Below are 24,767 nucleotides of genomic sequence, written 5' to 3'. Positions count from 1 at the left end.
TAAATCGGGTAGGCAATTTGAAAGTGATGGCTATAAGATAACGGTATAAAAATTAGGGCCTACTTGGCTACGAAAACGCCGCCATGGATATAGAATCCATGGCGGCGTCTTGAGGATCATCAGCGCTTAAAAGCTGGCTATCTCTTCTGCCGTCAGCTCCCGCCACTCACCAGCGGCCAAATCATCAGGCAGTACCACATCGCCAATCGAGCGGCGGTGCAACGCATTCACATGGTTGCCTAAGGCAGCGAACATGCGTTTCACCTGATGGTAACGCCCTTCAGTGATGGTCAGCTCCGCCTGCTGTGGGGTCACAAATCGCAGCGTAGCAGGCTGTGTCGGCGTTTCTTCACCGTCCAAGAGAATGCCTTGCGCCACTTGCTCTACCGCCCACTGTGCGGCCTCGCCTTCCATCGGTTCGGCTAACTCCGCAACATACACTTTGGCACAGCGGTGGCGTGGTGAGGTCACTCGGTGAGACCACTGGCCGTCATCGGTCAGCAGTAACAGGCCGGTAGTATCCACATCTAAACGCCCTACTGGCTGGAGTCGCTCCACCTTAGGCAAATCGATAATATCGATCACCCGTGGGTAGAGACCCCGGCGTGCCGTACACTCGACATCCACTGGCTTATGCATCATCACGTAGCGAAGACCCACTAAGGCGAGCCTCTCGCCATTGAGTTTCACTTCGTCATTCTCGGTATCGATCTGGGTGGCCGACTGTTTAATCGGCTCACCGTTGAGCGTCACTTCACCGTTTTTAAGCGCGCGTTTTGCCAAGCTGCGGGTGAGCGGCGAAGTCTCACTTAAAAAACGATCAAGTCGCATTATTGCCCCACTCCTGGCAGTAACGAAAAGCGGTCGGCATCTTGCCAGGCAGGAAATTTTTCACGAAAGGCATCTAGGTCCGTTTTATCTAGCGTCCCCGTTTCAATAAACGGGGCATTGGCAGGTCGGTCGATGAGCGGTTCGCCCTTAAAGTCGACCAGCATGGAGTCGCCACTATAGGCCAGCCCCTTGGCGTCTTCGCCTACACGGTTAACACCCACCACGTAAGCGAGGTTTTCTACCGCGCGCGCCTGTAGCAGCGTACGCCACGGATGCCGTCGAGGAGCGGGCCAGTTAGCCACGCACAGGATGGCATCATACTCGAAATGCTCGCCCTCTGCTGGCTGCTGGCGCATCCACACGGGAAAGCGCAGGTCGTAGCACACGCTGAGCTGTAGCTTAAACCCCTTCAACTCGACGATATGACGCTCTTTCCCCATCCCGTAACGCTCGTGCTCACCGGCCATGCGAAACAGGTGGCGTTTGTCGTAGTAACTCAACTCCCCTGTGGGCGTTACCCACATCATGCGATTGTAGTATTGGCCCTCTTCCATAATCGCCACGCTGCCGGTGATCACACAGCCTCTTGCCTGGGCTTGCGCCTTCAGCCAGGCAACGCTTTGACTCTCCTCCATCGGCTGGGCCATTTCCCGAGAGTTCATAGTAAACCCCGTGGCAAACATCTCTGGCAGTACAATCAGATCCGTGTCGCGACTGTCTAAATCGCCCAACAGCTCGGCTAAACGCTCATGATTGGCGTGAGGATCTTCCCAGCGTAAATCGCACTGCACCAGAGTGGTTTTTAATTGGCTCATGCCATGTCTCCTTTGCATCAGTGTCTTTATCAATTGTGTGCTAGATTAGCATTTTTACTTAATGAGGCTGCTATGCTTCCATCCGCTCCACGGGACCCTGAAGCGGTCAAAGGCGTTATGTTTGGCTTAACCGCCTATACCATGTGGGGTTGTTTCCCGCTGTTTTTTGCCTTGTTTGACGGTGTGCCCGCGTTTGAAATTTTGGTTCACCGAATTATATGGTCGTGCCTATTTCTGGTTGGGCTTATCAGCGTGCTGCGCCGCTGGCCCCCCGTAATGGCGGCACTGGTGCAGCCTAAGCGCCTCGGCCGGGTGTTAGCCTGTGCGTTACTGATCGCGTTTAACTGGGGCATCTATATCTATGCGGTGGAAAACAAGCAGGTATTACAGGCCAGTTTAGGCTACTTTCTCACGCCGTTGGTAAATGTAGCGCTGGGGATGCTGGTGCTGCGTGAAGTTATGGCAAAACTTCAGCTAGTGGCACTTGGCCTTGCCAGCCTAGCCATCGCTATTCAATTTATCATGCTGGGTGAGTTGCCCTGGATTAGCCTGCTGCTAGCGCTCAGTTTTGGCAGCTATGGGCTGTTTAGGAAGCAGGTACCATTAGACGGGCTTTCGGGGCTGTTTGTGGAAACACTGCTGCTATTCCCACTGGCGCTAATGGCACTGACGTGGATAAGCTGGCAGGGCGAATCGCACTTTCTGAACGATGTGCCTATGTCGGCCCTGCTGGTGGTAAGTGGCGTGTTAACCGCTCTGCCGTTAATGGCGTTTGCAGGCGCGGCTCGTCGCTTACGCTTGGCCACGCTGGGTTTTTTAATGTACATCAACCCCAGCATTCAGTTCTTCATCGCCCTGACCGTATTTGGTGAGCCTCTTGGCATTATCCAACTGGCCACGTTCTTAATGATTTGGACAGGGCTCGCACTCTACTCCTGGTCATCTTGGCAGTCACGCACGCGCCAAGCGACGGCTTGAAGCCGGTAGCGCTTCCTGCGCTGAGAGAGCGCTGCTGGCTTGCGGATCTTTTTCAGGCTGATAACCCACGCGGAAGCCTCCCCAGTGCTTGCCGTTTATATAAATAGGCACTGATAGATCGTGCATCACTTCGCCAGTGTCGCGTTTGTAGGTTTGCAACAACAATGGCTTTTCGTGGGCACCGCACCGGCTGCCGGTCGGGTCATCAAAAATACGCTTACTGCGGCAATATTTGAGGTCATGATCGTAATCGCCGGTAGGCGCGAGACTGACTGCTGCATTGTGGGTGGGCACATAGCCATTGCGGTCACAGGCAATGGCGTAGCTAAGGCCATATTCGCTGAGTAAGGGCTCTTGCAGGGTGGGCAGCTGCTGATCCGTAAACTGATCAAACCCCGTGCGGTACAGCGGCGGCTTTGTACCCTTAATGGTGGCGTAGTCAGGCTGGAATAGCGTGGTTTCTGACAGTTCACCTCGGGCAATGGCTTTTTCAAACAATTTGCCAATGCGGTCAGCGGTTTGGCGAGCGGCTAAGAAAACCGTTTGATGCCGACCCAATAAACGCTGCTGCGCCAGCTCGCCATCAACGCCCTCTGCGGCATCCATTAATGCGCGCGCTTGCAGCGCTAATTCGTGCATATTGCGGTTGCCTTCATCCACATCGTCTTCTAGCTGGCGCAGGCTGTCGGCAACGGTTTGACTATGCTCTTTCGTGCTACTCATAGCGTCAGCCACGCTGGTAATTTCCTGCTGCACCTGATCAAACTCTTCGGTCATCGTTGATAGACTGCTGCCTACTCGCTGCATGCCTTGGGAGCGCTCGCGAACCCGCGTCATCAAATCTCCCATAGTAGCCACCACGCTCTGGCCGCTCTGATGCATGTCCTTAACCAGTTCATCAACGCTTTGTGTCGCCGTCGAGGTCTTCAAAGCGAGATTACGCACTTCACCTGCGACCACTGCAAAGCCTCTGCCATGTTCACCTGCTCGGGCGGCCTCAATGGAGGCATTCAACGACAGTAAGTGAGTTTGCTCAGCGATATCTTCAATCATGGAGGTGACGCTGCGCACCCGCTCAATTTTGTCGTTGAGCGCGGTGAGCATGTCTAACGCCTGGCTGGAACGTTCAGCAACATCGCTCATATCGTGGATGATATCGGTCAGCTCATCATAATTATGGTGGCTGGCCTGGCGGGCATTTTCCGCTAGCGTAGCCACCTGTGAGGCACTCGCGCTCACCTGCATAATCGCCGTGTTAATAGCGTTCATGCTAGAGGATGCCTCGCTGGCCATACTCTCCTGCTTGCCGAGCCTTTGAGCCATCAGGTCGGCATAGTGAGACACTTCCGCAGAGGCAATAGCGGTGCTACTGGCCCGGTTCATTAACCGATACGCCATGGCTCGCAACGAACCGTAGTCGCGCAATGGCTTCAGCAGCGCAGATTTACCTAAGTGGTGCTGGCCTGCGTTATAAATACCGTAAAGCGCACTGACCACGGCGGCCATTCCGGCGAACACAGCACACACTACCCCAGCGTATGGCCACACACCGGGCAGCGACACTAGCCAGATAGCGGCTAATAGAAGAAACAGTGGCATCAGCCAACGGAGTAGTCGCATATAAGGCACTCTTTTTTAGTTGACGTTATTGAGCTGTAAAACGATGCGATGGAGTAACTCTCTCTTTCTCAGTTAGCTTAACGGGTTATGCTAATGAAATAAGTAGCACTTTTGGGGCAGAGCACCGTTTGGACGTTCTGTATCTACCAATCGAGGCGGGAGGTGCCGCGTTAGGCCGCATATCGCGCTAAACTATTGACCTTATTTGCAACGCCGCTCTTTTTCACACTCGGCCGACGCCTTAGGAGCTTATGTTCAAGCGCTATTTGCCTATTTTTACCTGGCTGCCCCATTACCACCGGCGCTTATTGGGAGCCGATGTGCTGGCGGGCCTGATTGTGACCGTCATGGTCATTCCACAATCGTTGGCGTATGCCTTGCTTGCAGGGTTACCTGCGGTGGTGGGGCTCTATGCCAGCATTCTCCCGCAGCTGCTGTATACCTTTCTGGGCACCAGTAGAACTCTGGCGGTCGGGCCTGTGGCTATTATCGCGCTGATGACCGGGGCCGCATTATCCTCTGTTGCAACGCCTGGCAGCGCCGAATATTTGCAGGCCGCGCTCGTTCTTTCGTTACTCTCAGGCGGTATTTTAGTGGCCATGGGCGCGCTGAAGATGGGTTTTTTCAGCAACTTTTTAAGCCACCCGGTTATTTCGGGCTTTTTGACCGCTTCGGGAATTTTGATTGCCGTTAGCCAGTTAGGCAGCCTACTGGGCGTTTCAAGCAGTGGTTTCACTCTGGTAGAGCGCCTGATGACGCTACTGCCTAACCTGCCTACGTTTAACCCTTATACAGTTGCCATTGGCGGTGGAACGCTGCTGTTTCTGGTGTTAATGCGCCGCTATGGCAAACAAAGCTTGATAAAGGTAGGCCTTCCCGCAGCACTCGCTGATTTAATGACCAAAGCCGGGCCCGTTTTTGCCGTGGTGGTCACCACGTTGGCGGCGTGGCACTGGCAGTTGGCGTACGAGCATGGGGTAGCCGTGGTCGGTACTATTCCCAGCGGCCTGCCCGCCCTCAGCTTTCCCTGGGGGGATGCGTCGCTATGGCGAGCACTATTGATACCCGCCATGCTGATTAGCCTAGTAGGGTTTGTCGAGTCGGTCTCTATGGGGCAGATGCTGGCGGCAAAACGGCGCCAGCGCATCTCTCCCAACCAGGAGCTGATTGGCTTAGGAGCCGCCAACTTAGCGGCAGGATTTACCAGCGGCATGCCTGTTACAGGCGGCTTATCCCGCACCGTCATCAACTACGATGCGGGCGCGCAAACGCCTGCTGCTGGGGCCTTTGCCGCGCTCGGCATTGCGCTGGTGACGATGGCGTTTACCGGCTGGCTTTACTATCTGCCCATCGCGACGCTTGCCGCCACCATCACGGTGTCTATTTTAACGCTGGTGGATATCCCCATGCTGCGCCAAACCTGGCGCTACTCCCGCAGCGACTTTGCCGCCATGGCGGTCACCATTCTATTGACGCTGGTGGAAGGCATTGAAGCAGGCATTATCGGCGGGGTGACGCTCTCCATTGCGCTCTTTTTGTACCGCACCAGCCGCCCCCACAGCGCGTTAGTGGGCCGGGTACCGGATACCGAGCACTTTCGCAACATAGAGCGCCACGATGTGGAGACGGTAAGCAACGCAGCCCTGCTGCGCATCGATGAAAGCCTCTACTTCGCCAATGCCCGTTATCTTGAAGACACCGTCTACAACTTGGTGGCCAGCCGCCCGGAGCTTGAGCATGTCGTGCTGATTTGTTCAGCGGTCAACCTGATTGACGCCTCTGCTTTAGAGAGCCTGGATGCCATCAATGCTCGCTTGAAGGATTCCGATGTCAAACTACACCTGTCAGAGGTGAAAGGACCGGTGATGGATCAGTTGAAAAAAAGTGACTTTTTGGATGCTTTAACCGGGCGGGTATTTTTGAGCACCTACGCTGCATGGCGCGAATTTTCTTAGCTTTAAGAATCATAACTTATTGAAAAGCCAGGCAACCGCCTGGCTTTTTACGTTGTGCTAAGGACTATTTGTAGCCGCCTATGAGAACAGCGTTGACAGCCTCTCTGGCCTTACCTACTATCACTCGACCACTTAGCAAAACCAAATACCGCATAGCAAAATATAAAGTAACTGAACGTAACGAGCCCAAAAGCAACAATCACAATAGAAGCAACCACAATAAAGGAGCATTTCAATGCGTCCGTTTGCTCACCGCCTGTTAATCGCTGCCCTCCCGCTCTCGCTGTTAGGAGTGGCGGTCAGCCACGCCAACGAAGTAGAACTCCCCAGCACCATGGCCTGGACCGCCTACGGCACCAACTCCAGCGGCTACGCCCAGGCCGTTGCCATTGGCAATATGCTGCAGAATAAGTACGACTCTTCTGTGCGCATTCTGCCTGGCGATAACGATGTCTCACGTATGACGCCCCTCAAACAGGGTCGTGTTGACCTGTGCGCCTGCGGTATCGCCAGCTACTACGGCGCCGAAGGGGTCATGATGTTTGCAGACCGCGATTGGGGTCCGCAGCCGCTTCGCGTGATTACCACCTCAACCGCGTCGTTTGGTCTGTCGTTGGCTGTGGCGGGTGATTTGGACGTTGAAACCCCCGCCGATTTAGCAGGCAAACGCATTGCTTATATTCGCGGTGACGATGCCCTGAACAAAGGCACCGAGGCGTACCTTGCCTTTGGCGGATTAACCTGGGATGACGTTGAACGCGTTGACTACCCCGGCTATGCCCGCTCTTTCGACGGCATTATTGCTGGCGATGTGGACGCCTCTTTCACTACCACCGTTACACCGCCCGCTCAGCAGCTCGCAAGCAGCCCACGGGGCGTTAGCTGGCCGGTGCTTGACCCTAACGATGAAGCTGGCTGGGAACGCATGGCGGCGGTGGCACCCTACTTCCGCCCCCATGAAGTCACCGCCGGTGCAGGCGGCATTAGCGCCGACAACCCGGTACCCAGCGCCAGCTATCCCTACCCCATTGTGGTGGCGAATCAAGACCTTGATGACAATGTCGCTTACGGTTTAATCAAAGCGATGCAGGAAAACTACGACGACTACAAAGATAACGCGCCGGGTGCAGTGGGCTACGCGCTGGAATACCAGGATCTACAGTGGGTAATCCCATTCCACGACGCAGTGGTGGAGTACTACAAAGAGATCGACGTGTGGACCGATGAGATGCAGGCCCACCAAGACCAACTCGTTGAGCGTCAAAACGTATTAATGCAGGCCTGGGAGCAGTTTATGCAAGACGCACCCAGCGATGCCGATACGTTTACTACTGACTGGATGGCCGCCCGCGCCACGGCGCTCACCGATGCTGGGTTCGAGCCGATCTTCGAGTAACTCGCCACGGGGCGGCGCTCGCCGCCCCTGCTGATTGATGGAACGCCCTATGACCACCGATACCGCACCTGCCAGCACGCCGCAGGTTAAAGAAAAAATCAGCCAAATCCGCGAGCTGCCTTTGGCGCTTCGTTGGGTGCCTGCCACCGTCACCGTATTACTGATGATGATGACGCTGGACTACCTGTTTAACTGGGGCTTGCTCACGTTCGTGACCGGGCTGGAAACTCAGTTTTACTATGCAGTGGTGGCACTGCTTCTGCCGCTCGTGTTTCTGCTATGGCCCATGCGCAGCAGCCAGCAGGAGCAATCCATTCCCTGGTATGACTACCTGTTTAGCGCTGTCACGCTGATCGTGGGTGGCTACTTTGTGTATAACGCTGTTCCCATTCTGGAGCGCGGCTGGGCGTTTGCAGCTCCGGATATCGCCATTTATTTCAGCTATGCCTACTGGTTATTGATTATCGAAGCCGCCCGCCGAGCCGGCGGTTTGCCGATTGCCATCATTGCCGGGGTGTTCTCGCTTTACCCCTTAGTAGCCGATATCGTTCCTGGCCCCATCCAGGCATTCCCTTCTAGCCTGCCTGAAACGGCGATGTACCACACCATGAGCACCGAAAGCATCATGGGGGTTCCGCTACAGGCTTTTGCGGGCCTGGTGATTGGCTTTCTGGTGTTTGGCGTGGTGCTGCAAAAAAGCGGCGGCGGCAAATTCTTCATTAATTTAGCCTTTGCGCTTTTAGGCCATGTACGCGGCGGCCCGGCTAAGGTGTCGATTTTCTCAAGCGGCCTGATGGGTTCCATGAGCGGCAGCGTGATCAGTAACGTGCTGACCACTGGGGTGCTCTCGATTCCGGCCATGCGCCGCATTGGCATGAGCCGCTCGTTTGCGGGCGGTGTGGAAGCCTGCGCCTCAACCGGTGGCGTATTGATGCCCCCGGTGATGGGTGCCACCGCCTTCGTGATGGCCATGTTCCTGGATATTCCCTACTCAGCGGTGGCGCTGGCAGCGGTAATTCCCTCTATTCTCTATTTCCTTGGCCTGTTCATTCAAATTGATGCCTATGCCGCGCGCAATGACATCAAAGGCCTGCCCGCCATAGAGCTACCGTCGATTAAGCAAACGCTGAAAGAGGGCTGGTACTTTATCTTCGTCTTCGGCCTGCTGGTATGGATGCTGCTGATCATGCAGCGCGAAGCGGTTGCCCCATTTTATGCGACCGCCCTGCTGTTAGTGCTCAACCAGCTCTCTAAGCAGAACCGCTGGGGTTGGAAGGATGTCACCGAAACGCTCTCGTCAGCGGCCAAGCTATTTGCTGAGCTTATCGCCATTCTGGCGGGCGTGGGTATGTTGGTAGGCGCACTCTCCATGACCGGCCTATCGGGCACCATTGCCAACGACTTTATCAATATCGCCGGCGGCAGCGTTCCGCTACTGCTGATTATGGGCGCGGTCACCAGTTTTGTACTGGGCATTGGCATGACGGTCACTGCGGCCTATATCTTCCTGGCGGTGGCGCTCGCCCCTGCGCTGATTCAAGGCGGCGGTCTAGACCCCATGGCGGTGCACATGTTCATCCTCTACTGGGGCATGCTCAGCTTTATCACGCCGCCCGTGGCACTGGGTGCCTTTGCAGCCGCCACCGTGGCCGGTGCCCGCCCGATGGAAACTGGCCTGCAGGCCATGCGCCTAGGCAGCGTGATTTACTTTATCCCCTTTCTATTCGTGCTGAACCCCGCGCTGATCATGCAGGGCGAACCATTGATGATCATTGCCGTGTTTATCCAGGCAGTCATCGGCATCATTCTGTTTGCCTCTGCCATGCAAGGCTACCTAATGGGCGTTGGGCGATTGGGCTACGGCGCGCTGCAGGAAATCGTCATTCGCGCGCTAGTGCTCATCGCGGGCCTGCTGTTGGCATTGCCCGGTGGCGGCATGGTGCCTTTCAGCCAGTGGGAATTAATTGGCTTGGCCGCAGCGGCGCTGCTACCAGGCGTTGCGCTTGCGCGGCTTAGCCAGCGCCATCACCAGCGTTCGCTCACTGCCAACGCTTAATGCCACCTTCGAGGATATTTATGAGCACAAAAACAACCCTCTCCCTCGTACTCGGTAGTTTAACGGCAGGCCTGCTGGCGGCTGGAAGCGCCAGCGCCATGCCTAGCACGCTGAATTGGACCGCGTATGGCACCGGCACCAGTGGCCATGCGCAGATAATGGCCATCAGCCAGCTGCTACAAGAGGAGCACGGCACTCAGTCCCGCGTCATTCCGGGTGAAAACGACACCATGCGCATGACGCCGCTGAAAACGGGACGCGTGGATCTCTGCGCCTGCGGCATTGCCAGTTACTACGGCTCTGAAGGCGTGATGATGTTCGCCGGGCCAGACTGGGGCCCGCAGCCTATTCGGGTGATTTCCACCTCCATGGCGAGTTTTGGCATAGGCATGGCGGTGGCAGGCGACGTAGAGATGGGTTCCATCGCCGATCTGGAAGGTAAACGGCTAGCCTACCTGCGCGGCGACGATGCGCTGAACAAAGCTGCTGAAGCCTACCTAGCATTCGCAGGTTTGACCTGGGATGACGTTGAACGCGTCGACTTCCCCGGCTACAACGCCGCCTTCGACGGCATTATCAGCGGCCGTGCCGATGCCGCTATTACCACCACCGTGACACCGGCGGCGCAGCGGTTAGCGGCTAGCCCTCGTGGCTTACAGTGGCCAGAACTGCCCACTGACGATGAAGCAGGCTGGGCACAGATGCTGGAACTGGCGCCCTACTTCCAGCCCCACGATGTGACGTCAGGCGCGGGTATTAACGCTGAACAGCCGCTGGCCAGCGCCAGCTACCCTTACCCCATTCTAGTGGGCAACGCCGATTTAGCCCCAGAAACGGTCACCGGTTTGATCACCACGCTAGTGGAGTCGTTTGACGACTATAAAGATAACGCCCCAGGGGCTAGCGGCTATGCCCTTGAGAATCAAAACATGACCTGGGTGGTGCCGTTCCACGAGGCCGTGGTGGCGTACTACCAAGAAAGCGGTGTATGGACCGATGAAATGGACGCCCACCAAAACTCCCTGGTGGAGCGGCAACAGCTGCTAATGGACACCTGGGAAGCCTATCAAGCCGATGCCCCCGAAGACGAAACGGCGTTTATCGACGGTTGGATGGAAACTCGGCGGGCTGCCTTACAAGAAGCTGAGTTAAACCCCGTTTTCTGATGTTGCTTCAATCACGACGGAAATCATTACCTAAGGCCGCCTCTGTGCGGCCTTTTGTTTAACCAGCCTTATTCCGCAATGCAAAACGTTGTTTTGCATTATTGACTCCAACGGTGTCTTTCGCCATGATCACTTTATTCCGAATAACAACTTTCAATTTCATATAGCGAAACACGGGAGCCACTATGAGTGTTCACTACCAGCGACATGGCGAGGTCGGCGTCATCAGTATCGCTAACCCGCCCGTCAACGCATTGAGCCAAGCGGTGCGTAGCGGTTTGCTCAGCGCCCTTAAAGAGGGGTTGGCCGACCAGCAGGCCCAAGCACTGGTGGTGATGGCAGAGGGGCGCACCTTTATTGCGGGTGCCGATATACGTGAATTTGGTAAGCCGCCCCAAGCACCGCTGCTACCGGATGTTATTACCCAGCTAGAAGCCTGCCCCAAACCGCTCATCGCATCGCTACACGGCACCGCGCTGGGCGGCGGCTTTGAAGTCGCGTTGGGTTGCCACTATCGAATTGCGCTGGCAGGCACTCGCGTTGGTTTACCGGAAGTGAAGCTTGGCTTACTGCCCGGCGCAGGCGGTACCCAGCGGCTGCCCCGCTTGGTAGGTGTGGAAAGATCCCTAGACATCATCACCAGCGGGCGCTTTGTAGACGCCGCTGAAGCGCAGGATATCGGCATTATCGATGCCATCAGCGATGCCCAAACACCGCTGGAAGCGGGTTTGGCAGCGGCAAAAGAGGTATTAGCGGGACAACAGCAGGCGCGCATCACCGGTCAGTTACCCGCTCCAGAGGCCAACTCCCAGGCCATTATCGCTATGCGCGAACAGCTTGAAACCAGCGTACCGGCACTGTTTTCTCCGTTTCGCATTGTGGACGCCGTTGACGCCTGCACTAAAGCCGCATCTCTGGAAGAGGGTTTGCGTTGCGAGCGTGAGCTATTTCTTGCCTGTATGGATTCCCCCCAGCGCGCAGGGCTGATTCACCTGTTTTTTGCCGCTAGAAATCCCCATGTCGTCCCTGGCGTAGACAATGCTGAGCCCTTTGCGCAGATCGCCCTTATCGGTAAACACCCGCTCTTTGAGACGCTTCATAGCGCCGCCCAGCGCGCCAACATAACGCTTACCGATACCCCAAACGATAGCACTGAACTGTGCCTGCTCGCCCCTGGCGAAGACGCAAGCGCCTGCCCTTCTCAAGCGGTCACCGTAGCGCTGCAGTTACTTACCGCAAATGCCTCAACATCGCCTCTCAGCCTAGTGCTTGCCGAGCGCGGCCCGTTCCATGAATTGGTGAATCACCACGCCAGCGCGACCGACCAGCAGCGGGCTGCCTTAACACTCAAAGCGCTGCGGGCCAACGTGGTGGTTAGCAAGTCGCCTAGCGTACTGAGCACGCTTTATAACGCCGCAAAGCAAGCGCCCGACAACGACGCTCAGTCAGCCATGGAGCAGGCGAGCCTGACGCTAGCGCAGCAAGGTACCTGCTACCGCGAGAGCGATATTGACCTTCTGGCAGTGGAAGCGCTGAGCTACCCACGCCATTTGGGCGGGCCGCACCGCCAAGCCACTCTGCCATCCCATTTATCGATTCACAAAAAGACGCCTTCCGAGGATGCACACTCATGAACCTGACATTTAGCCCCGAAGAGCAGGCATTCCGCGAGGAAGTCCGCCGATTTTTAGCCGATGCACTGCCGAGCGACATCCGTGAGCATGTGCGTCTAGGCCGCCATCTGCGCGCCGATGACCACATCCGCTGGCAGAATATTCTCAGCGATCAAGGGTGGCTTGCCGCCAACTGGCCTGTTGAGCACGGCGGTCCAGGCTGGGGTCCGGTACAGCGGCATATCTTCGATGAAGAGTGCGCAGCCGCCCACGCCCCTACGGTGGTGCCCTTTGGCGTCAATATGGTCGCGCCAGTGATCATGAAATTCGGCAGTGTGGAGCAGCAACAGCAATACCTGCCGCGGATTCTTAATAATCAGGACTGGTGGTGCCAAGGTTATTCTGAGCCGGGTGCTGGCTCGGATTTGGCGGGCCTATCCACCCGCGCCGTGCTCGATGGCGGCCACTACATCGTCAATGGCCAGAAAACCTGGACCACCCTAGGCCAGCACGCCAACATGATGTTCTGTTTGGTGCGCACCGATCCTCACGCGAAAAAACAGGCGGGTATCAGCTTCTTGCTGATTGATATGCAAACCCCTGGCATTACCGTACGGCCGATTATCACCCTCGACGGCGCTCATGAAGTCAACGAAGTGTTCCTGGACAATGTGCGCGTGCCGATAGAAAACCGCGTGGGTGAGGAGGGCCAAGGCTGGACCTGTGCCAAATTCTTGCTTACCCACGAGCGTACCGGCATTGCCGGGCTTGGTCACGCCAAGCAGGCGCTGCGCCATTTGAAATCCCTCGCCTCCCGTATGCAGCATCGCGGCAAACCACTTTTATCGCTACCCAGCTTTCGCCAGCGGGTGGTCAAAGCCGAGCTTGAGCTGATGGCGCTGGAAGTGACCAATCTGCGCGTGATTGCCGCAGCGCGGGATGGCGGCGTGCCGGGTGCAGAGAGCTCGCTGCTCAAAGTACGCGGCTCTGAACTGCGCCAAGAAATTAGTGAGCTTACCCGCCGTGCGCTTGGCCCTGCTGCCCTGCCGTTTTTCCCCGAGTTTCTCCATGGTGATGAATCGCTGGCTGACGAATACGCCCAAGGCGCTGCCGCCAGCGCTCAATATTTTAATCGTCGCAAGCTGTCGATTTATGGCGGTGCCAACGAGATTCAAAAAAGCATCGTCGCTAAAACCATTTTAGGAATGTAAGGGGGTCACCATGGATTTTGCACTCACCGACGAGCAGCGCATGCTCGAAGAGACACTGACACGCTTAGTGGCCGACCAGGTAACGCCCGAGCAGCGCCGCGCTATGCTGGAAGCGCCAGCCCAAGGGGCCAGCCCGCTATGGCGCACGTTCGCAGAATTAGGCCTGCTGCATATGCCGTTTAGCGAAGACGTCGGCGGGCTAGGCGGCGACGGCACCGATGTAATGATTATTATGCAAGCGTTGGGGCGCGGCTTAGTGCCAGAAGCGTACCTGTTTGGGTTAGTCATGCCCGGGCAGCTGCTTGCGCTATGCGCCAACTCAGCACAGCAGGAGCGCTGGCTGACCCCGTTGTTGGAAGGTGAACACCAGCTCGCCTTGGCTTGGCATGAACACACCGCCCGCTATGACGCTTTCGATATTTCTACCCAAGCGAGCCAACACGATGGCCAGTGGCAGCTTAACGGCCGCAAAGATGTCGTAATGAACCTCGGCAATGCCGCCGCCACGCTGGTGACCGCCCAACTGCCTAACGGCAAGCTTGGCGTGTTTATCGTCCCTGCCAATACTCAAGGCGTCACCTTGCAGACCTATCGCACAATGGATGACCAGCCCACCGGTGACCTAACGTTGAACAGCGTGGCACTGCCGCTAGAGAACTGTCTAAGCGAAGACGCAGGTGACGCATTGGCAGAGGTGCTGGCCCTGGGCCGCGCCGCGTTGTGTGCCGAGGCCATTGGTGCGATGGAAACTGCCTGCGACCAAACCCTCGCCTATTTAAAAGAGCGCAAGCAGTTTGGCCTGCCGCTGGCCACGTTCCAGTCACTGCAGCACCGCATGGTGGATATGCACCTCCACCTGGAGCAGTCGCGCTCCATGGCGATTCTCGCTGCCACCAGCCTCTCGCTGCCTGCTGACGAGCGGGACTATAAAATCGCCGCGGCCAAGGCCTACTGCGGCGAGTCTGCGCGCTTTATTGCGGAACAAGCCATTCAGCTTCATGGCGGCATGGGTATGACCGAAGAGTGCTACGTGGCCCACTACGCCAAACATTTGGTGATGTTTGACCACTACCTGGGCGACAGCGACTATCACCTTGAGACGGTGAGCGAACAGCTCGACGCCGCCTAAGGAGAAGCTCATGCACAGTGAAGAAACGTCACTTGTACGCCTTGAGACTACCGAGGGCGGTATCGCCGAAGTGACCATTGCGCGCCCTGCGGTGCGCAATGCCCTCAACGAGCCCACGGCCCTTGCGCTCAATGACGCATTAGCCACCGTGGCAGCTGACCCGCAGGTGCACTGCGTGATCCTGAGCGGTGAAGGTAGCGCCTTCTGCGCCGGTGCCGATTTAGCAGAATTCGAAAAGGCCTCCACCCAGCCTGCCAGCGAGCGGCTGGCAACGCTGTTTCTGCCTGCGCTGCGCAGCATGATGACGATGGAAAAGCCTGTGATCGCCGCGGTGAGCGGCGCTGCTGCGGGAATTGGTGTGTCCTACGTGCTAGCCAGCGATATGGTGGTGATGGGCCGCTCGGCTTACCTAAAACTGGCCTTTATCAATATTGGCTTGATTCCCGACGGCGGCGCTTGCTGGCATTTGGTACGCAAGCTTGGCCACGCCCAAGCCTTTGAGATGGCGGCACTGGCTACCCCAATGGATGCCGAGCGCTGTGTGGCGCTGGGCTTGGCCAACCGGGCAGTGGAAGATAATCAGGTGTTAGCGGAAGCACGAGCGCTGGCACAGACCCTTGTGGCTCAATCCCCTCAAGCGCTGGGAGCAACAAAACAGGCCATGCGACAGGCGGCGAAACTGCCGTTAGACGACACGCTAACGCTTGAAGGCGCACTGCAAGATGAGTGTAAAGCCACCGAGGATTTTCATGCTCGCGTGGCTGCTTTTCGTCAGCGCCGTCGTAACTGATCCAGTGCTTGCTGATAATCCGCACGCAGCGTGGCTACTTCATCGGCCACGCTGTTCAGTGTGGTAATACCCCCCACCCCTTGCCCTGCACCCCAAATATCCCGCCACGCTTTTGCCTTACTGCTGCCGCCTGACCCATAGCGCATGGCATTTTTGTCGCCCTCTGGCAGTGCCTCTGGGTCCAGCCCGGACAGCTCGATGCTTTGGCGCAGGTAGTTACCGTGCACGCCGGTAAACAGGTTGGTATAGACGATATCCCCCGCAGCGGCTTCCAGTACCATCTGCTTGTAAGCGGGCTGAGCATTGGCTTCCTGAGTGGCAATAAAGCGCGTGCCCATATACACCATGTCCACGCCCAGCGCCTGAGCGGCAGCGATCTGCTCGCCTTTGGTTATCGCCCCTGCCAGCACCAGCGGGCCATCGTAAAACTGCCTGACCTCTGCAACAAAGGCGAAGGGGTTAAGCCGCCCCGCATGGCCGCCTGCCCCATGGCAGACCAAAATCAGCCCATCCACCCCGGCATCGATGGCTTTTTTAGCGTGCCTCAACGTGGTCACGTCATGAAACACCAGGCCGCCATAAGCGTGCACTTGCTCGACCACCCGATTGGGCGCATGCAGGCTGGTGATGATCAATGGCACCTTGAACTCAGCGCATAGCGCTAAATCGTGATCCAGACGGTCATTGGTGGGGTGCACAATCTGATTCACCGCAAACGGCGCGGCGGGCTGCTGCGGATTCTGAGCGCTATAGTCGTATAAGGTATCGGTAATCTGCTGCAGCCACTCCCGAAGCAGTTCCTCAGGCCTGGCGTTCAGTGCAGGAAACGCGCCCATGATGCCCGCCTGGCACTGGGCAATTACCAGCTCAGGGCCAGAAACTATAAACATGGGAGAGCCGATAACCGGCAGCGTCATCGAGGCAGTCAGTTGGGTTAGCATAAGCAGCTCGCTGATTATTATTAAAATTTCTAAGCGAAAAAAGCCCCTTTCGGGGCTTTTAAGGGACGTTTACAGCTTGCTTTCCAGCTCCGGCAGGATCTCAAACAGATCCCCTACAAGGCCGTAGTCGGCGACCTGGAAGATCGGCGCTTCGTCGTCTTTGTTGATGGCGACGATCACCTTGGAGTCTTTCATGCCCGCCAAGTGCTGGATCGCACCTGAAATACCCACCGCAATGTAGAGTTCGGGCGCGACGATCTTACCAGTCTGGCCCACCTGCATGTCGTTGGGCACGAAGCCCGCATCGACCGCCGCACGGGAAGCGCCAATGGCCGCGCCCAGCTTGTCGGCAATGCCGTCCAGCAGCTTGAAGTTCTCGCCATTGCCCATGCCGCGGCCACCGGAGATGACGACCTTGGCGCCACCGAGTTCCGGGCGGTCGCTTTGCGCCAGCTCTTGTTTGACGAAGCTGGACTGGGCGTTGTCGGCAACGAAATCCACCGCTTCCGTTGTGGCGCTGCCGCTGGTGCCGACTGCATCAAAGCCGGTGGTACGGATGGTGATGACTTTTAGCGCGTCGTCGCTTTTAACCGTGGCGATGGCGTTACCGGCATAGATCGGGCGCAGGAAGGTATCGGCGCTTTCGACGCCAATCACATCCGACAGCTGGCTGACATCTTTCAGGGCCGCCAGGCGCGGCAGCACGTTTTTGCCGGTGGTGGAGGCGCTGGCCAGCACGTGGGTGTAATCGCCAGCGAGTTCGACCAGCAGCGCGCCCATGGGCTCGGCAAGCTGATGGGCGTAAGCGGCGTTATCTGCTACGCGTACTTTGCTCACGCCGTCGAGTTGTGCAGCGGCGTCTGCTGCCGCCTGGACGCCTTCACCGGCGACCAGCACATCAATATCGCCACCGATGGCCTGGGCCGCTGCGACGACGTGAGCGGTCGCGCCCGCCAACTGACCTTCATGAAGGTCGGCAAGTACCAGAATGCTCATGAGATCAGCTCCTTTTAAAGCACTTTGGCTTCGTTTTTCAGTTTGTCGATCAGCTCGTCCACCGAGGCGACTTTGATACCGCCTTTGCGCTCGGCAGGAGATTCCACTTTGAGCAGCGTGACCTTGGAGGCTACCTCCACGCCATAGTCGGCGGGGGTTTTGACATCCAGCGGCTTTTTCTTGGCCTTCATGATGTCCGGCAGCTTGGCGTAGCGCGGTTCATTCAGGCGCAGGTCGGTGGTGACGATCGCCGGGAGTGTCAGCGCGACAGTTTGCAGGCCGCCGTCGATTTCACGGGTCACATTTACTTTGTCGCCATCTACCACCACTTCCGAAGCGAACGTACCTTGCGGCAGGTTAGTGAGGGCTGCCAGCATCTGGCCGGTCTGGTTGTTGTCGGTGTCGATGGCCTGTTTGCCGAGGATCACCAAACCGGGTTGCTCTTCGTCCACCACTTTGGCCAGCAGTTTGGCCACCGCCAGCGATTCGGCGCGCTCGTCGGTTTCAATGTGGATAGCGCGGTCAGCCCCCAGCGCCAGCGCGGTGCGCAGCTGCTCTTGGGCGGCCTTGGGGCCCACGGTCACGGCCACGACTTCGGTGGCTACGCCCTTCTCTTTCAGGAGCACCGCTTCTTCCACGGCAATTTCGCAGAAGGGGTTCATGGCCATTTTGACGTTGGTAAGGTCCACATCAGAATGATCCGCTTTGACGCGGATTTTGACGTTGTAGTCGATGACGCGTTTCACCGCGACGAGGATTTTCATAAGGCATGCTCCAGCGATTGAACCATCGGCTTTTTATTCCGCATAGCAAAATAATATTTTACTTTATAAAAAGAACAATAAAAAAACGCCTGCCAAAGGTCAAGCGTTTCCTTGTACAGCCCACCTCAGAAAGGCGACCAACCAAACCATAACGCCAGCAGCGGTATCGCCGCGATCAGAAAGCGCCCGTTCCAGCGGTAGCCGATGCGGGTGGCGGGTACGCCGGTAAAGCGCGAGAGAATCAGCATGGAAGCGGTCATTGGTGATGACATCAGCGCCAGCGCCCAGCCTACCATTAACGATGCCCCAATCAGCTCAGGCGTTAACCCCTCAATGCCCAGCGTGGGGAGCAAGCCCACCAACAGCGTCACCGTAACAATCGGGTTGACGCCTATTTGCGCTAGCCCCACTACCATCAGCATGGCCAACACCGCATTTAAAGTGCCCAGCGGGTCTAGCACCGCCAATAGCGGTGCTAGCTGCTGAGTATCCACCAAGCCCACGCATACATGCCCCAAATAGCCTGCCGCCCCCAGCACCACGATTTCATTAGCGCTGGGAGACAGCAACCAAGGTAGCTGGCGGTGTACTGCCGTGACTGCGGCAGGCAGCCCGCCAAAGCCCAGCCTGCGACGCTGCCAAGCCAGCCATAAAAGCGCCCCGGTAGGCGCGCCCAGCAGCGCGGCAATGGGCAGTCGTAACTCCAGCAGCCACGCAATAGAGAACACCAGCGCCACAATGCCGATTAGCAAAACGCTAAACTGCGCCAACGGGCGCAGCGACGGGGTGACATAGGTTTTATTGGCGGGTGGGTGCGGGCCGGTGAAGTAGTCCACCGCCCAGCCCGCCATAAAAATCAGCGCGGCGGCCCATAGAATATAGGGCGCCAGCTGTGGCCAGGTAACCTGGGGAAGGCTTGAAAGCACCACGGCCACCCCGATACCCATGGGCGAAATCAGCGGGGCCAGCGAAAATCCGCGCAGCAGCGCCAGCATCATGCGCCGCTGGCGGGCCTCACGCACCCAGGCGCGCCCTTGGGCGGCACTCAGGGTATTGCTCTTCTCGATCATCGCGGCGAACAGATTCAGCACGCCAATGTTAAGAATGATGCCAAACAGCGCCGAGCCCAAGGATAAGATCGGATAACGGCGGCTAGGGGGTTGAAGCAGCATGCTTTGCCCGCAGCGGCGCACTAAACGGGAGCGATAGGCAGGTAAGCGCAACATACTCAGCGCCACCACAAAGGTGGCAAAAAACGCAAAACGCCCACTCGCCTCAAACAGCAGCTGCCCAGGCGTGGGCGAGCGCCACAGCGCGAGCAGCGTGAGTACGCCAGCGGCACACAGCAGCCCCTTGGCCATGCGGGTGAGTTGACCTTTCAGGGTCATCAAATAGAGCAGCAGCGCAACAATGCCTGCGGCTTGCCACGCCACGCTGCCACCCACCAAATGGATCAGCGTGGCAAGCGTCACCAGTAGCAAACAGGAAACCCGCAGGCGGGCTGGACTCACTCGCTAGGCTCCCTCAACTGCGGGTCGGGAACGCCTTGTGACGATTCACTGCCGCTACGGCGGCGAAAAGAGCCTTCGCCCATAGCGACAAGATTGCCCCGCTCATCCACGATCTCACCGCTGGTCATGAAGGTTTTTTGCCCGCCGCCACGCAGCGTGCCCGTGGCCCGTAACACGCCTTGCCGAGCAGGCCCCACAAAGGTGGTAGTGAGTGACAGCGTCATCCCGCGACGAATATTCCCCGGCACATCGCAGTGCAGGCCCGCTAGGCTTAAGGCACTGTCCAGCATGGAAGCCAGTACGCCGCCGTGCACATTGCCGCTGCGGTTAAGGTGCTTGGGTTCAATGGTGAGTTCCACCACCGCTCGCCCCTCTTCCCACTCCACCACGTGCATGCCCAGCAATTCGTGATAGCCCATCAGCGCCTGGGGCGTGGTGGAAGCGATTGCGCTGTCTGTTTCGCTCATAAAGCGCTCTCCTGCTGGGCCAAGTCGCGTAGCCGCCCTTTCAAAATCTTACCACTGGCGGTGGAAGGCAACGCATCCATCAGCACAATTTGGGTCGGCCGCTTATAGGGCGCAAGCCGCTCGGCAATAAAGGCTTTGAGCTCTACCATATCGACTTCAATACCCGGCTCACACTGCACAAATGCCACCACCTCTTCATTGCCTGCCACTTGCCGCCCTACCACTGCGGTTAACGTCACAGCAGGATGCTCATTAATCACTGCTTCCACATCCGGCGGGTAGATGTTGAAGCCCGAGCGAATAATCAGCTCTTTACTGCGGCCCACGATATAGAGCTGATCGTCGTGATCCAGTTTGGCGATATCACCGGTATTGAGCCAGCCATCTTCCGTTAAGGTGGCGCGGGTGGCGTCCGGCTGGCGGAAGTAGCCCTTCATGATATTAGGGCCACGCACCCACAGCTCGCCGATCTCATCGCCTGCCTTTTCTGCCGTGCCGCTGCTGCCTAGGGGCTCCAACCGATACTCCAACAGCGGCAGCACGCGGCCCACGGTGCTGCTCTGATGGCGGTCTTCAATCCGGGTTTGACTAATCGTTGGGCTGGCTTCGGTGAGGCCGTAGCCATTGTGCAGCGTTAGGCCAAACGCAGCTTCAACACGGGTTTTGGTATCGCTATCCAGCGGTGAGCCGCCTGCAGACATATAGATAAGCGCAGGCGCTTCTAACGCGCGCTGCTCACGCTTCAAGTACTCCAGGGCGCGAGCGTACATGGCAGGCACGCCCTGAAGCACGGTAATGCGCTCCTCTTTGAGCGTTGCCAGCAGCTGTACCGCGTCAAAGCGGGGCACGGTGTACAGGCACGCGCCGTTATACAGCGAGCCCATACACACCGATGAGAGACCAAACACATGAGACATGGGCAGCACGCCATACACCCGCTGCCCTTCGCTCAGATGGCGCATGCCGCCGGAAATAGAAGCGATATACAGAATACCGCGATGGGTCAGCATGACGCCTTTCGGCGTACCGGTGGTGCCTGAGGTGTAGATCATCGCCGCCACCTGCTCAGCACCGCTTGCATGAACAGGCTCTGGCTCGCTCTCAAATAGCGGTGAAATCGCCAGGCTGCCGAGCTGCGGATGTTGGTAGCGGTCAGCCGCGTGGCGCTCGGCGTGATGGCTCGCCTCTGGGGAGGCTTCGCAGGTGTAAAACACTCGGCGAGGCAGGCAGTTGCCCTGAATTAAATCCACTTCCTGAGCAGAGAGGCGCGAATTGACAATCGCGACCCAAACATTCATTTCACTGGCGGCCAACAGCAGCACCACCAGGGCACGGCAGTTTTCACTGACCGTCATAATACGGTCGCCGGGCCGTACGCCTAAATTAGCTAACCACTCGCAGGCGGCATGAATCTCTTGCCCCAGCTCGGCGTAGCTCCAGCGAACGTTGCCATCCACAAGCGCGGGGTGATCGGCTAGGCGTTTCGCATTTTCCAGCACGCGGGTGCTCAAGCGCTCGGGAAGTTCTGCTAACAGCTCGCTTGCCAGACGGCCAAAGATCTTCTCATCTGGCGCTTGGTAAGGGACCGACAGAGCCATTAGGACGCCTCCCGCACCATGTTCCGGGCAATCACCAGCTGCTGAATTTGCGTCGTCCCTTCGTAAATGCGGAACAAGCGCACATCGCGGTAGAAACGCTCAACGGCGTATTCCGACATATAGCCCGCACCGCCGTGCACCTGCACGGCGCGATCCGCGACGCGACCCACCATCTCGGCACAGAACAGCTTGCAGCAGGAGGCTAGGGTTGAGACGTTTTCGCCATCATCTTTCCGGCGTGCGGCGTCCATGACCATGGTTTTGCCTGCGTAGGCCTCGGTTTTGCTATCTGCCAGCATAGCCTGCACCAGCTGATGCACCGCCAGCGGCGCACCAAACTGCTTACGCTCCATGGTGTAGCGCAGCGACTCTTCAACCAAACGCTCGGCCACGCCCACACACACCGCAGAAATATGCAGTCGCCCACGGTCGAGCACTTTCATGGCGGTTTTAAAGCCTTGCCCCTCTTTGCCGCCAATGATGTTTTCAGCCGGTACACGGCAGTTATCAAAAATGATATCGCAGGTATGCGCGCCCTTCTGGCCCATCTTGTTATCTGCCGGGCCGCGAATCAGACCGGGCGTATTGCCTTCAACAATAAAGGCGGAGATACCGCCAGCGCCTTTGTTGTCTGGGTCGGTACGCGCCATCACGGTAAACAGGTCCGCTTCCGGGCCGTTGGTGATATAGCGCTTGGTACCGTTTAACACGTAGTAGTCACCATCGCGCACGGCGGTGGTGCGCAGGCTGGCGGCATCGGAGCCGGAGTCCGGTTCGGTCAGGCAGAACGAGCTAAGAATTTCGCCGGTGGCCAAGCGCGGCACGTATTTGGCTTTCTGCTCTTCAGTGCCGTCAATCAGGATGCCCTGGGCACCGATACCATTATTCGTACCGAATACCGAGCGGAACGCGGGAGACGTTTTGCCGATTTCCATGGCTACCAGAGCTTCTTCTTCCATGGTGAGCCCTAAGCCGCCGTACTCTTCAGGAATGGATAGCCCGAACAGCCCCATCTCCTTCATTTCCGCCAGGATCTCGGCGGGAACTGCATCCTCTTCGGCAAGCCGTGCCTCATTGGGAATCAAACGCTCCCGGACAAAGCGGGCAATGGTATCAACCAACTGATTCAGCAGTTCGGGATCACGGATCATAACGGCTCCTGGTGGCAACGATATTTTTATGGTTGGCGTTCGCGCGGGCAGTGAGGCCTGCAATAATTCTGCATGGCGAAACTAGCGTCCACTCTCTTGTCAGGCACTTTTGCATAGCCTAGGATGGCAGTCAATAAACGAAATGCTATTTTGCAATGCAGAACAACAAACACTTGCAGCGAGGATTTTGACCTATGTCCAACGACGCAGTCGCCCATTCGTTCAACACTCTTGGCATTGTCGGCACTGGGGCCATGGGTAGAGGAATAGCTCAGCTCGCCGCGCAGGCAGGCCTGAACGTCATGCTATTTGATGTAAAAGAAGGCGCGGTGGCGGAAGCGACTGCCTTTATTAATGGGTTATGGCAGCGCAGCGCCGACAAGCAGCGGATTACCCAAGCCCAAGCCGAGCAGTACGGCGAACGATTGATTGAAGCCCGCGACCTCGCCGCCCTCGCCCCCTGCGATATCGTCGTTGAAGCAATTATCGAGAAACTGGAAGCCAAACAGGGGCTGTTTAGCGATTTAGAAGGCATTGTTCGCCAGGATGCCGTGCTCGCCACCAACACCTCTTCGCTGTCTGTTACCGCAATTGCTGCCGCCTGCCAGCACCCAGAGCGCGTGATTGGCTTTCACTTTTTCAATCCAGTCCCGCTGATGAAAATTGTGGAAGTGATTCCGGGGTTACGTACCGCCAGCGACGTCACCCAGCGGGTCAATGCCTTGGGCACCGCCATGGGCCACTTTACCGCCCAGACCACCGATACCCCTGGCTTTCTGGTCAATCACGCCGGGCGCGCTTTTGGCACCGAAGCGCTGCGCGTTCTGAGTGAGAGCGTGACCGACCCCGCCACCATTGACCGCATCATGGTGGATCAAGGCGGTTTTCGAATGGGGCCGTTTACCCTGCTGGACCTGACCGGCCTGGATGTTTCCCATGCGGTGATGGAGTCGGTGTACCACCAGTATTATGAAGAGCCGCGCTTTCGCCCTTCACCGCTCACCCGCCAGCGGCTCTCAGCAGGCTTGCTGGGGCGCAAAACCGGTGAAGGCTTTTATCGCTACGTGGATGGCCAGCAGCAGATGCCGGAAGAGCCCGCCATTGCGCCAGCCTCGCCTTGCCCCGTGTGGATCAGTCAAGACGACCCTGGCAGCGCCGCCCAGCTTGCCGAACTGGTCACCACGGCGGGCTGGCCACTAGAAAGTACGGATCAGCCCTCCTCAGAAGCGCTGTGCCTATTGACACCGCTGGGCGAAGACACCACGCAGTGCGCCCTGCGCCAAGGCTTGAATGCCGAGCAGTGCGTCGCGGTGGATATGCTGGCGGGGCTGAATAAGCGCCGCAGCCTGATGGCATCCCCCATTACCCGACCTGACCTGATCAATGCCGCTGCCAGCCTGCTTAATGCTGACGGCACGGCGGTCAGCACCCTACAAGACAGCACCGGCTTTGTGCTGCAGCGCGTGGTGGCCTGCATCGTCAACGTTGGGGCAGATATCGCACAGCAAGGCGTCGCTGCACCCGCCACTATTGATCGTGCGGTGGAACTTGGCCTGGGCTACCCGTTTGGCCCGCTGCGCATGGGCGACCACTACGGCGCTTCGCGCATCCTGACCATTTTAAACAACCTATTAGACGCCACCGGTGACCCCCGCTATCGCCCTAGCCCGTGGCTGCGCCGCCGCGCCGCGCTGGGTATGCCCCTTACTGACGGGCCAACGGGCTGACACACCTCAGTTTCAACTACGGTTCAAGTAAGGCTCAGACAAATAAGGAGAA

The 24,767-nt window shown here is 57.6% G+C and carries 20 protein-coding genes; 10 read left to right on the top strand and 10 right to left on the bottom strand.

The annotated features are described in order from the left end of the window. Nucleotides 1-126: 126 nt before the first annotated feature. The gene (locus R0J87_RS10265) at nt 127-831 is read right to left on the bottom strand and encodes a pseudouridine synthase (protein ID WP_498885962.1); all 705 of its coding nucleotides are present in this window, start codon (nt 829-831) and stop codon (nt 127-129) included. Further along, nucleotides 831-1,646: an amidohydrolase gene (locus R0J87_RS10260; RefSeq protein WP_498885961.1), complete on the bottom strand. Its 816-nt coding sequence runs from the start codon at nt 1,644-1,646 to the stop codon at nt 831-833. The genes R0J87_RS10265 and R0J87_RS10260 overlap by 1 nt, the downstream gene beginning before the upstream one ends. Nucleotides 1,647-1,718: 72 nt before the next feature. On the opposite strand from R0J87_RS10260, the gene rarD reads away from it, so the two are divergent. Beyond that, nucleotides 1,719-2,624 carry an EamA family transporter RarD gene (gene rarD / locus R0J87_RS10255; RefSeq protein WP_498885959.1) on the top strand — a complete coding sequence of 302 codons (906 nt, stop codon included), beginning with the start codon at nt 1,719-1,721 and terminating at the stop codon, nt 2,622-2,624. Here rarD and R0J87_RS10250 read toward each other — a convergent pair. Next, complete coding sequence (locus R0J87_RS10250) at nt 2,598-4,244, bottom strand: methyl-accepting chemotaxis protein (RefSeq protein WP_498885957.1); 1,647 nt, start codon at nt 4,242-4,244, stop codon at nt 2,598-2,600. The genes rarD and R0J87_RS10250 overlap by 27 nt on opposite strands. A gap of 251 nt (nt 4,245-4,495) precedes the next feature. On the opposite strand from R0J87_RS10250, the gene R0J87_RS10245 reads away from it, so the two are divergent. The 8 genes from R0J87_RS10245 (at nt 4,496) to R0J87_RS10210 (ending at nt 15,560) form a co-directional block, all read left to right on the top strand. Further along, a complete protein-coding gene (locus tag R0J87_RS10245) occupies nt 4,496-6,199 on the top strand; it encodes a SulP family inorganic anion transporter (protein WP_498885954.1) in 1,704 nt (567 codons plus the stop codon). 235 nt (nt 6,200-6,434) lie between these two features. Continuing rightward, nucleotides 6,435-7,595 (top strand): TAXI family TRAP transporter solute-binding subunit, encoded by a 1,161-nt coding sequence (locus tag R0J87_RS10240; protein WP_490176028.1) that lies wholly within the window; start codon nt 6,435-6,437, stop codon nt 7,593-7,595. A gap of 49 nt (nt 7,596-7,644) precedes the next feature. Continuing rightward, nucleotides 7,645-9,651, top strand: a complete 2,007-nt coding sequence (locus R0J87_RS10235) for a TRAP transporter permease (RefSeq protein ID WP_498885952.1) — start codon at nt 7,645-7,647, stop codon at nt 9,649-9,651. Between the two features lie 20 nt (nt 9,652-9,671). Continuing rightward, a complete protein-coding gene (locus tag R0J87_RS10230) occupies nt 9,672-10,817 on the top strand; it encodes a TAXI family TRAP transporter solute-binding subunit (RefSeq protein WP_498885950.1) in 1,146 nt (381 codons plus the stop codon). Nucleotides 10,818-11,002: 185 nt separating this feature from the next. After that, nucleotides 11,003-12,451, top strand: a complete 1,449-nt coding sequence (locus R0J87_RS10225) for an enoyl-CoA hydratase/isomerase family protein (protein ID WP_498885948.1) — start codon at nt 11,003-11,005, stop codon at nt 12,449-12,451. Next, nucleotides 12,448-13,641, top strand: coding sequence for an acyl-CoA dehydrogenase family protein (locus R0J87_RS10220; RefSeq protein ID WP_498885947.1), 1,194 nt, complete (start codon nt 12,448-12,450; stop codon nt 13,639-13,641). Before R0J87_RS10225 ends, R0J87_RS10220 begins: the two co-directional genes overlap by 4 nt. Before the next feature lie 10 nt (nt 13,642-13,651). Then, a complete protein-coding gene (locus R0J87_RS10215; protein ID WP_498885945.1) occupies nt 13,652-14,770 on the top strand; it encodes an acyl-CoA dehydrogenase family protein in 1,119 nt (372 codons plus the stop codon). Nucleotides 14,771-14,780: 10 nt separating this feature from the next. Beyond that, complete coding sequence (locus R0J87_RS10210) at nt 14,781-15,560, top strand: enoyl-CoA hydratase/isomerase family protein (protein WP_498885943.1); 780 nt, start codon at nt 14,781-14,783, stop codon at nt 15,558-15,560. Here R0J87_RS10210 and R0J87_RS10205 read toward each other — a convergent pair. From R0J87_RS10205 to R0J87_RS10175, 7 genes are all read right to left on the bottom strand, one after another. Then, entirely contained in the window at nt 15,542-16,501 is a 960-nt protein-coding gene (locus R0J87_RS10205; RefSeq protein ID WP_498885941.1) for an NAD(P)H-dependent flavin oxidoreductase, read from the bottom strand. The two genes, R0J87_RS10210 and R0J87_RS10205, sit on opposite strands and share 19 nt — an antisense overlap. A 69-nt stretch (nt 16,502-16,570) precedes the next feature. Further along, nucleotides 16,571-17,497, bottom strand: coding sequence for an electron transfer flavoprotein subunit alpha/FixB family protein (locus R0J87_RS10200; protein WP_498885940.1), 927 nt, complete (start codon nt 17,495-17,497; stop codon nt 16,571-16,573). Nucleotides 17,498-17,511: 14 nt separating this feature from the next. Next, a complete protein-coding gene (locus R0J87_RS10195; RefSeq protein ID WP_498885938.1) occupies nt 17,512-18,261 on the bottom strand; it encodes an electron transfer flavoprotein subunit beta/FixA family protein in 750 nt (249 codons plus the stop codon). Nucleotides 18,262-18,386: 125 nt separating this feature from the next. Continuing rightward, nucleotides 18,387-19,772 carry a hypothetical protein gene (locus R0J87_RS10190; protein ID WP_498885936.1) on the bottom strand — a complete coding sequence of 462 codons (1,386 nt, stop codon included), beginning with the start codon at nt 19,770-19,772 and terminating at the stop codon, nt 18,387-18,389. Beyond that, nucleotides 19,769-20,239: a PaaI family thioesterase gene (locus R0J87_RS10185; protein WP_404466194.1), complete on the bottom strand. Its 471-nt coding sequence runs from the start codon at nt 20,237-20,239 to the stop codon at nt 19,769-19,771. The genes R0J87_RS10190 and R0J87_RS10185 overlap by 4 nt, the downstream gene beginning before the upstream one ends. Next, nucleotides 20,236-21,837, bottom strand: coding sequence for a class I adenylate-forming enzyme family protein (locus R0J87_RS10180; protein ID WP_498885934.1), 1,602 nt, complete (start codon nt 21,835-21,837; stop codon nt 20,236-20,238). The genes R0J87_RS10185 and R0J87_RS10180 overlap by 4 nt, the downstream gene beginning before the upstream one ends. Further along, complete coding sequence (locus R0J87_RS10175) at nt 21,837-22,988, bottom strand: acyl-CoA dehydrogenase family protein (protein WP_498885932.1); 1,152 nt, start codon at nt 22,986-22,988, stop codon at nt 21,837-21,839. Before R0J87_RS10175 ends, R0J87_RS10180 begins: the two co-directional genes overlap by 1 nt. 194 nt (nt 22,989-23,182) lie before the next feature. On the opposite strand from R0J87_RS10175, the gene R0J87_RS10170 reads away from it, so the two are divergent. Next, nucleotides 23,183-24,715 (top strand): 3-hydroxyacyl-CoA dehydrogenase, encoded by a 1,533-nt coding sequence (locus tag R0J87_RS10170; RefSeq protein ID WP_498885931.1) that lies wholly within the window; start codon nt 23,183-23,185, stop codon nt 24,713-24,715. Nucleotides 24,716-24,767 lie beyond the last annotated feature (52 nt).

The sequence above is a fragment of the Halomonas sp. SIMBA_159 genome, assembly GCF_046536035.1.
GTDB lineage: Bacteria > Pseudomonadota > Gammaproteobacteria > Pseudomonadales > Halomonadaceae > Vreelandella > Vreelandella venusta_A.
Note: the sequence above shows the minus strand (reverse complement) of the source record. Positions and strands in the feature narration are given on the sequence as shown.